This is a genomic window from Mucilaginibacter sp. (genome assembly GCF_041660805.1).
In the GTDB taxonomy this organism is placed as follows: domain Bacteria; phylum Bacteroidota; class Bacteroidia; order Sphingobacteriales; family Sphingobacteriaceae; genus Mucilaginibacter.
The window spans coordinates 1-10,072 of record NZ_JBAZVP010000060.1 but is presented as its reverse complement, the minus strand read 5'-3'; the positions used below and the strand labels follow the sequence as shown (position 1 = coordinate 10,072).

Below are 10,072 nucleotides of genomic sequence, written 5' to 3'. Positions count from 1 at the left end.
GTTTTTTGATGAACCACATCACGTACATCTGCAGCCGAAACAATAGTTCCGCCTACAGATAGAGCTGCCGCCAGTGAAGCACTCTTTTTAATAAAATCCCTTCGATTCTCATTCATAACTTTCGTTTTTAATTAGTAATCAATAATTTTATTTATCCCACCAAACACGGGTAGTAAACAAATCGGCACCCTGCCTGCTTATGGCATCCTTAATGTTAGGGTTTACACCATACTCACTTGTAGGATATTTTAAGCGCCGTGGAATAGTTCCGTTAGTTTCATTACCTGTTGGTGTAAGATTTGTCAATACCGGGTAACCTGTTCTTCTCCAGTTTGCCCATGCTTCGATATGGTTGAAAGTGGCTGCATGCAAAAGATATATTTCGGTATGGATGGCTTTCATTTTATCATCAAGCGTGCCTGCAGCAGGATACGGGTTTTTGGCCGCGTAATTTGCCATACGGGGAGCTGTTGGTGTTAAGCCGTAAATAGATACCTGTTTTAAAGCGTTTAATTGTCCGTCTTTAAAAGCATCAATTGCCAGGCCAGATCCGGTTACATAACCTCTTTCTATAGCTTCGGCAAGCAATAGCTTAGCTTCGGCATAGCTCATATAAACCCATGAATTTGCAAGCGCAATCATAGGGACTGACGGGCGCGAATAATTATCAAGCGTAGTAACCGGCAGTTTAGATAAACCGTTGGCATCTGTAGCGTTTGGTAACCCCAATTGCTTAACAATTGTTGTATCGCCATTCTTAATGCCCGATATAATGTTTATGCGTGGATCCTGCCTGCTAACCATCATATCAATAAGCGTTTTTGACCAAAGCGCACCGTTTACATTGGCAACGTTTTGCCCGCTTGGGTTAAAGATCCATGAGTTTGGGTTAGAGTTAAGCTGTGCGCCTGTTGCATCATATTTTACGGCAATGGTTTCGTCATTGCTGGTGATAAGCCCGCCGGCAATCGCTTTGGCCGCCCAAAGTTTCGCTGTTGGTTCATCAACTTTTTGAAGCCGTAAAGCCAACCTCAGCATTAATGTGTAAGCAGCTCTTTTCCATTTGTTAACATCACCCGCATAAATGTAATCTGCCTTGGTTGGAACGTATGCAGTGGCATTTAAAGCCGTAGCCGATTCATCCAATTCTTTAAGCATATCCAGATAGATATCCTTTTGGGCATCGTACTTAGGAGTAAAGTTGTTATCAAGGAATGCCCTGCCTGCTTCAGAATAAGGAACATCACCATACAGATCTGTTATTTTGGTGAAATCCATAACTTTTAAAATGCGGGCCATTGATAGCATATTAACGTTCCTGGCATCTGCTTTTGCCAGGTTAATTACGTTAACCAAACTTTTAACCGCATTTGGATATGCACCGTCAAAATACGCGGTAAATGTATTACTGGCACTTGTATAAAAGTTACCACCATAAAAACCCGCGTCTGTTGATGCTAGTTGCTGTATGATACAAGCTGAGTTGGCTATATTTGCTCTCCAGGATTTTGCACCAGCGTCATTTGAGCCTGCTACCATTAATTCAGACTCGCCCAGCAGGTAGTCTATTGGTACATTTGATGGCTTGTTGGGATCGATATTGATCTTTTGAAAATCTTTGGTACAAGATCCTAACAATATTACCAGGCAAAATATAATTGAAATTTTCTTTGTCATGACTGTTGTTTTTTGAGGGTTAATGATAGGTTTATTTATCATTTGGGTACCCGTTAAAAATTTGTTAGAACTTTACATTTAGGTTTAAGCCAATTGTTCTGGTAACCGGCGCACCTGCATATTCAAGTCCCTGAGCATTACTACTGTTATACGTAGATTCAGGATCGATATTAGGGATCCTCTTCATCAGTGTAAACAAGTTACGCCCAACCAAGCCTAAAGAAAGGTCCTTGATAGGTGTACCTCTAAGCATTGTGTTTGGGAAGGTGTAGTTTAAAACTACCTGCCTTAACTTGATAAAATCTGATGAGAAAACATTTACCGTAGCAATTTTGCTATACAGGTTACCCCAATATGCTTGTGCATCTGCCGCTACTGTATTTGGCTGGCCTGCCTGGTTTACACCTTTACCCACTATACCACCATCACGGCCTTCAAGGGTTTCTTTAGCTAAACCAAAACGGTAAGCAAACGCATTAGAGCCCGAGTAAATATACCCGCCAAACTTACCATCAACCAAGAAGCTTAAATTGATCCTTTTATACCTGAATGTATTGGTTATACCCACTTGATAAGGAGATACACCGCTGCCAAAGTTCTTAAGGTCGCCTTGTAGTGGTAACCCAGCGTTATCATAAACTATGTTACCAGACGCGTCCCTTTTATAATCAAAACCAACTATCTGGCTGTAAGGTAAGCCAATGGTTTGCTGGATAAATGCCGAACCGTACCTGCCCTGGTCAACACGCAGGGTGGTTAAGTCGCCGTATAAACTAAGCACTTCGCTTTTGTTATAACCCATGTTGATGGAAGCATCCCAGCTAAAGTTAGACTTTTTAACAGGAGAGAAACCCAACAACAATTCGATACCCTTATTGCTGATAGCACCTACATTGAACAAGGCTGTATTAAAGCCCGATGCACTGGAGATAGTTGCCCCAACAATATCATTGGTTGTTTTACGATTGTAAAAAGTTAAATCGACAGACAGCCTGTTTTTAAACAAGCGGGTTTCTATACCGGCCTCATAAGTGGTTGATGTTAAAGGCTGCAGGTTTGAATTAGGCACCTGTGTACTGCTGATTATAGCGGTTGGCGAACCTAGGTGCGCACCGTTTAACTGGTAATAAAGCGACAGGTTGTATGGATCCGTATCGCCACCAGACTGCGCCCAGGAGGTTCTTACTTTTAAATAATCAATAAAATCCGGCATCCTGAAGGCATCTGTAGCTACAAAGCTTAAGCCTACCGATGGGTACAATAAACTATTTTTGCCTCTTGCTAATGAAGAGAACCAATCGTTACGGGCAGTACCGTTTAAATACAAGAAACTCTTGTAAGAAATTTCCGCTGATCCGTAAACAGAGTTGATCCGTTTTTCAATATATGCTTCTGATAGGGTACGTGCTGTAGGGTCGATGTTAGAAATATCATAAAAGAAAGGAATGTTAAAGGCATTTGTGCCTCCAAAATCCTGCGCGTTGGTAACCTGTTTCATTAAGTTACCTGCTACTAATGCGTTTATATTGAAATCTTTCGCGAAGCCTTTATTAACGCCTAACAAAAGCTCCATGTTGGTTTCGGTGAAATCTCTTTTGTTTACCGCGTAAGCGCCACGAATTTCATAAGCTGTTCCGTAAGGTTCAATGCCTTTGTTATCGTAGTTAAAATGATCGATACCAAAACGGCCTTTAAGGTATAACCAGTCAGTAAATTGATATTTAGGTTCAAATGAACCAATCAATCTTCTTTTCTTGTCATCCTGCTTAAAGTCTTCTACCGCATAAAAAGGATTTGTAGTAAAGGTATTATCAGACCATGCCAGCTCATAACCATTGGCATCGTATTTAGATTGTCTTAATACATCAATACCCAATGAAGTTGGCAGGGCATCTAAAGTAAACGCGGCATTACCCGGTGAGTCATTTACCCTTGGCCTGTTATGGTTTTTTTCGTCGCTGTACTTAGTGTTTAGTACAAACGTTAACTTTTTGCCAACGTTTCCGTTAAGGTTTAGGGCAAAATTGTCACGTTTAAGTGTATTGGTTGGCAGTACGCCTTTATAATCAAGCCTGGTATAAGAGAAGCGGTACTTTATATTTTCTGTCGCGCCGGATAATGCGAATGAGCTTGAAAAAGAGCTCCCCATGTTGTAAAATTTACTCAGGTTATCTTTCTGTGCTACATATGGGCGCATAATACCATCATAAAACATGGCATCAGAACCATCTAATTTACCACCCCAGCTAAAGCGGCCTGTTTTAGCCTGACCTATAGTTGTTGGTTTAACGCCGCCTGTACCACTACCGTACTCGTACTGATAGTCTTTAAAGCCTTTGTATAAAATGTCTTCAACTACCGCGTTCTCATTAAACTCAACGCCAAATGCTTTACCTGCTTTTGCAGATTTGGTAGTGAATAAAATTGCTCCGTTTGATGCCCTTGAACCATATAATGCAGCAGCGGTTGCTCCTTTAAGCACACTTACCGATTCAATTTCGTCTGGATTGATGCTGGAAATACCATCGCCCCTGTCAGACCCCGCATAAGAACCGTTTGAGATTGATACGGTTGACCCTAAAAGAGCATTATCATTATTAATAGGCACACCATCTACCACTATAAGCGGTTGGTTATTGCCCGATATTGAACCATTACCACGAATGGTGATACGGGTTGATCCGTTTGCACCTGTGGCGGGGGCAGTAAGATTTAAACCTGCCACCTTACCGGAAAGGGAGTTGGCTATGTTAACACTTCTGGCTTCGGTAAATTCCGCGCCTTTAAGTTCACTTACAGAATAGCCTAATGCTTTCTTTTCTTTCTTGATACCCAAAGCGGTAACTACAACCTCACTAATTGATTTTACATCTGTTTTTAATGTAATGTTGATAGTTGTAAGATCGTTAATTTCAACCTCCTGGGTCAGGTAACCTATGTAAGACACTACAAGCGTACCTTTATTGGGCACCCTTAACGTGTAGTTTCCCAATGCATCTGTAGTGGTAGCTACATTGGTGCCTTTTACCTTAATAACAACACCGGTGAGCACCTCGCCTGTGGCATCTTTTACCTGGCCTTTTATTGTTAAATCAACAATGGCTTCGGTTTTTAGGGCAACTATGGCTACAAGTCCATCTTCAAATACCTGGTATTTTAATTTGGTATCTTTTAGCAGCATTTGCAATGCATCTAAAGCTGGTGTGTTTTTTACTGATAGCGAAACGCCTTTTTCTAATGAAAGGTCTTCTTCGCTGTACAGTAATCTTATTTTACCCTTTTGCTGTAAAACGTCTAATGCTTTTTTAAGCTGTACCTGGTGAACGTTTATATCTACTTTCACACCCTGAGAATATCCATTAGCGGATACTCTGAAGCACATAAAAAAAGTTAATATAATAACCCAGTTTAGCATTAGGATGAACCTTTTAGGTAAAATTTTAAATGGAAGTTCAATAGATAAAACTTTATTGCATAGTTTATCAATTTTCATAATTTTGAGTCTTAGTAGTTAAAAATCTGAAATAGCAGGAAAAGCCTGCTTGAAGGTTCAAGGCGAAAAGTGTTGGCGCATTTTTCGCTTTGTTTTTAGTATATGGTTACGTCATGCTCTTTGATTTTAAAATTAAACGGTTTAACTGATTTCAGTGCAGTTAACGCTCCCTTAAGATCTTCATGAATAAAAAGACCTGTAAAGTGATAGGCGCCAACTTTATCATTTTGTATATTTATTTTCACATTGTACCAGCGCTCCAGCTTTGGTATAAGTTCTTCAAAAACTTCGTTGTTAAAAACCAGTTGATTATCAACCCATGATACCTCTTCTGTATACTCCTTTCCGGCTAACTTAACCGGCAACACCTGCTCTATCATCATGGTTACCGGAGCCACTGTCTGTAAGGTTCCTGCTTTTTGCTTATGATTAATAAGTGCAAACTTTTCGTGGGGTTTTAAAATAACCGGTTCTGTTTTACGGTCATTTACAGTCAGGGCAATTGATCCTCTAATGAGGGTTGTTTCTGTTTTTTTGTCCTTAGCATAAGCTCTTATGTTAAAAGCAGTACCTAAAACCCTTACGGTGATCTTGTCGGTTGTTATTATAAATGGATGGCTCTTATTATGTGTCACATCAAAAAACGCTTCACCGGTTAAATGCACATTGCGGGTAATGCGTTTGGTCATGTCTTTATCATATGCCAGTTTACTGTCTGAATTTAGCCACACCTGGGTACCGTCTGGCAATACCACTCTTTTGCGCGTAGCCTGGCCAGAAATTACTTCGGTATTATAAACTGTAGTACTGGCTTGGTTTTTAGATTTATAGACAAATAAACCCGTGATTATCGTTATCAATATTAAACTGCATGCCGCTACAAGGTACTTGCTAACTTTAAAGTGATTAAAGGCAGTTACATTCTGTTCGGCAAAAACTAATTTATCCTGATATTTTAAGCGATGAAGATTGTAATAGTATTCGTTGTCAAGATCTTCTTCCTCCTCCTCTTTCCCGGCAAATAATTGTTTTAATAACTCCTCATGATAAACAGATTCAGGGCTCTCCGCCATCAGGGCTTCCAATTCTGAAAGATCAGCGGGCGTAGCTTCACCTGATAGTTTAAGCGCAAGTAATTCAATTACCGTTCTTTTTGGCGTCATTCAGGAAGTGTATTATAATTGGTTTATATGAGTAAGACAATAAAAAGAAGATAACTCCCTAGTCAAAAAATAAATATTTTTTATTTAGATGTCCGCGAGACATTTAACTGCGCCCACGTCGTCGGATCAGACGTATCGATTGACCCTATAACAACCTGTTAATTAATTATTTACAAATAACAATCACCGATAAATTGGGGTTAGTTCATCCTTCAGTCGTTAAATTATTACAATATTTAGTTAATATAATAGATTTAACATGTTGCATTTTGCGTTAGCTTTACTGTCGGCCAATTAACTAATTCATCTACTTTTTGAAACTACCATTATGTTAAAGAGATCCTTTTTCCCACTGCTTTTATCTTTTGCTTCCGTTTTACTGCTTACCCTAAATTCGTCTGCCCAGTCCCAACCCGGTTTAGTGCTCAAAAAAGCTTTTAAAAATAAGGCCATGCTTAATGGTACAGCCATTGTACCCGACCCAATGATAGATAAAGAAACCTTTGCAAAGCAATACAACGGTAACAAGCAACTTTGGGATAAAGCATTCAACTATCTTACTACAACAAACCTGGATACCCTATCACCGGGAAAACACTTAATAGCTGGTGATAGCTTATATGCCATTGTTATTAAAGGAGCCACAAAAACACTTGAACAGGTTAAATGGGAAAGCCATAAAAATTACATAGACATACAATGCGTAATTACCGACGGCGAAACAATGCAGGAAGCTGCCCCCGGCACAATAACACCTACCATTCCCTATGATCCTAAAACAGATAATGCTAACTATACAGCTACTATAGGCAAATCTTATTTAGCTAAACCGGGTAAGATCCTATTATTTTTTCCTGGTATAGTGCACCGCGCGGGCCTTAAGGCAGATGGTTTTGATACCGACAAAAGGATTGTGCTCAAAATAAAAGCTATAAACTAATCCTCACAAAACTACATCATTCTTTATGAAGCCATTGCTGCTTGTAACATCTGCCAAAAGGGGTTGCTTACTAATCTGTTTTATACTTTTTGGCTTTACGGCAATGGCTCAAAAGCCATCTCCGGCGCCCGGTCAATGGTGGAAACGCAATAACTTGCGCGTGATACAAACCAATTTACCGGATTATGAAGCAGCTACTTTAGATCCAGACCTGTTAGTAAAAGACCTGATCACCAATTCGGCTAATACGCTTATTATTAATGCAGGCGGTATCATGGCGTTTTACCCAACCAAGCTCGATTTTCAATACACTAACCCGTATCTGAAAAACAACAATATGCTTGCGGATGTGGTTAAAAAATGCCATCAGAATAATATTAAGGTGATTGTGCGGTTTGACTTTAGCCGTGTACACGAAAGCATATTTAAAGCCCACCCCGACTGGTGCTACATATCTCCAAAAGGCGAAAGGCTTATTAATACAAATATGTATGCGGTAACTATAAATGCGCCGTACGTGCAGGACCGCGCCTTTAAGATCATTAGCGAGGTAATGGATAATTTTCCTGTTGATGGCATATTTTTAAACATGCCGGGCTACCAGGTAAACAATGCTTACGAGGGTAAATACCTGGGGATAGATCAAAACGACTTTGATAAAAAACGCTTTTTTGAATATAGTAAAGGCTTAACGCTACCTAAAGAAGAAAACAAAGCCGACCCGGCTTATCAGAAATATGTGGAGTTTAAAAAATTCACCGGTGATGATTGGTCTAAGCATTTATATGAATTGGTAAAAGCTAAAAACCCGCAGGTTGCTATTTGTACTTATACCGACAATTACGTAGATATTATCCGCCACGAATCGCAGGCGAACAGTGGTTTGCCTTACTGGCCTTATACGGCTTCAGACAATGTGAACAACGCCTCAAACTCTTTTCCGTCACATATTATCAGCAACGGCAGCATACAACAGATCTCCTTTCAATCACGGTACAATGCTGTTGAACCGCAGGAAGTGGCTATCCGCCTATATGAAAATATAGCAAACGGATCTGGCCTTGACATTAGCATGATGGGCGATATGCGCGGTTATGAAGATGAACGCAATTATGATGTTATTAAAACCATATATGGTTTCCACAAAAAGCACGAAGCTTATTTTGGCAACTATACCTCCGTTGCAAAAATAGCGCTGATAGCTCCCGGGACATGGCCCAGCGGCCTGCCCATGCAGGAATACCGCGGCCTGCAACTGATGTTAAAGGAAGCACACATTCAATTTGATGTGATTACCGATTTACAGATCCAAAACCTGCCCGATAAAATAAAATCCTATAAAGTATTGATCCTGCCGGATATTACCTATTTAAGCACGGGCGCTATCAACACATTGAAGGCCGCTGTTATGGGTGGTACTAATATTATTGCCACCAATACCACCATGTTTGATAACCCCGAAGCACTTATGAGCTTATTTGGGGCAAAGATCATCAACAAAGATTACGATGGCGCCGGGAATTATCTTAAGCTTGATTCCCTCAGTTTTTTTAAACGACTGAATAAACAAAAAATGGTTTCGCTTAGATACAATCTTGGCCTGTATGACCTTACCGCAGCCGATGAAAGATACCTGCCTATATTAAGCAAAGGCAGGCCTGGCCCGCCTGAAATTATTGGAGGCCATACGCCTATCGGTAATTTTGCCATGGCTGTTAAGAAAAAGGGGATTAGCTCGGCTTTAATCATGCCTTTTAATATTGGGCGATTGTATTATTTAAACGGGTACGAAGAGCATAAGAATATATTTTTAGATGCACTTGACCACATATACCCTAATGCTGCCCAACAGGTTGTTACAGACGCGCCTGCACGTGTGGAGGTTATATTACAGCAATATGCCAAAAACATACCGCAAAACAAGGGTAAAGATGAGGGAATGATAATGCATTTAATAAACCTGACAGGTTTTAGCGGCGCTACTTATTTTAAACCGATCCCGGTTTATGGCCTGCATTTTAAGGTACTTTCGGCCTTTAAACCGGCAAAGGTACTTTCAATGACCACACAGCTGCCTATACCTTTTACCTGGAAAGACGGGTATGTTAACTTTACTGTTAAAGACCTTGATGCTTTTAAATCTGTTCTTATCAACAGGTAGTTATGAAATATTGATGGGGAAAAGTAACTGTTTATACCAAATTAAATTCTTTGTTTAGTATAACGGTTATTTTTTTGAGTGCCGATACCAGGTGGGCATCAACGGTTTTTACAGAGATATTTAAAATTTTGGCTACTTCTTTATAACTAAAGCCATCCTCCTTAATTAATTTAAATACCAGCTTGGCTTTGGGCGGCAATTGGTTAATACTCTCTTGTATTTTCTGCTTAAGTTCTGTACTGATCAGGATCTGCTCCGGGTTATCATTATTTAATAAAAGATCAATATCTATATCCTCTAAACCAACATTATCGTATCTCGAATTTTTCTTTTGGATGTTTAATGACAGGTTGCGCGCAATCATAAAAGCGTAAGCATCAACATTATTAATTACTTCAAGTTCGGTACGTCGTTCCCATAATATAAACATAACATCGCTGGCTACTTCTTCGGCAAGTTCACGCGATTTAAGCAAGCAAAACGAAAACCGCATTAATGAACGGAACAAATGATTGAACAGAATCTTATAAGCAGTCTCGCTATTGTTTACAGCTAACTCCTTAATAGCTTCTGCTAAGAAAGGAGACTTCTTGAGCATAGGTTAAATATTGGCAACCAAACTTACTGATTTCAGTTCT

At 39.8% G+C, this 10,072-nt stretch carries 7 protein-coding genes; 2 read left to right on the top strand and 5 right to left on the bottom strand.

Features of this window, described 5'->3' with window-relative positions; genetic code table 11:
• The 4 genes from WC743_RS27900 to WC743_RS27885 form a co-directional block, all read right to left on the bottom strand.
• Positions 1–116: twin-arginine translocation signal domain-containing protein (locus tag WC743_RS27900; RefSeq protein WP_373016837.1), on the bottom strand; the 116-nt coding region annotated here is incomplete at its 3' end.
• Between the two features lie 31 nt (positions 117–147).
• Complete coding sequence (locus WC743_RS27895; protein WP_373016836.1) at positions 148–1,677, bottom strand: SusD/RagB family nutrient-binding outer membrane lipoprotein; 1,530 nt, start codon at positions 1,675–1,677, stop codon at positions 148–150.
• 64 nt (positions 1,678–1,741) lie between these two features.
• Positions 1,742–5,020: a SusC/RagA family TonB-linked outer membrane protein gene (locus WC743_RS27890; RefSeq protein ID WP_373016835.1), complete on the bottom strand. Its 3,279-nt coding sequence runs from the start codon at positions 5,018–5,020 to the stop codon at positions 1,742–1,744.
• A gap of 245 nt (positions 5,021–5,265) precedes the next feature.
• A complete protein-coding gene (locus WC743_RS27885; RefSeq protein WP_373016834.1) occupies positions 5,266–6,333 on the bottom strand; it encodes a FecR family protein in 1,068 nt (355 codons plus the stop codon).
• A gap of 328 nt (positions 6,334–6,661) precedes the next feature.
• On the opposite strand from WC743_RS27885, the gene WC743_RS27880 reads away from it, so the two are divergent.
• Both WC743_RS27880 and WC743_RS27875 read left to right on the top strand, forming a co-directional pair.
• Complete coding sequence (locus WC743_RS27880; protein WP_373016833.1) at positions 6,662–7,273, top strand: YhcH/YjgK/YiaL family protein; 612 nt, start codon at positions 6,662–6,664, stop codon at positions 7,271–7,273.
• Positions 7,274–7,376: 103 nt separating this feature from the next.
• Positions 7,377–9,434 carry an alpha-amylase family protein gene (locus WC743_RS27875; protein ID WP_373016832.1) on the top strand — a complete coding sequence of 686 codons (2,058 nt, stop codon included), beginning with the start codon at positions 7,377–7,379 and terminating at the stop codon, positions 9,432–9,434.
• A 31-nt stretch (positions 9,435–9,465) separates the two neighbouring features.
• Here the strand turns inward: WC743_RS27875 and WC743_RS27870 are convergent, their stop codons facing one another.
• The gene (locus WC743_RS27870) at positions 9,466–10,032 is read right to left on the bottom strand and encodes an RNA polymerase sigma factor (RefSeq protein ID WP_373016209.1); all 567 of its coding nucleotides are present in this window, start codon (positions 10,030–10,032) and stop codon (positions 9,466–9,468) included.
• Positions 10,033–10,072 lie beyond the last annotated feature (40 nt).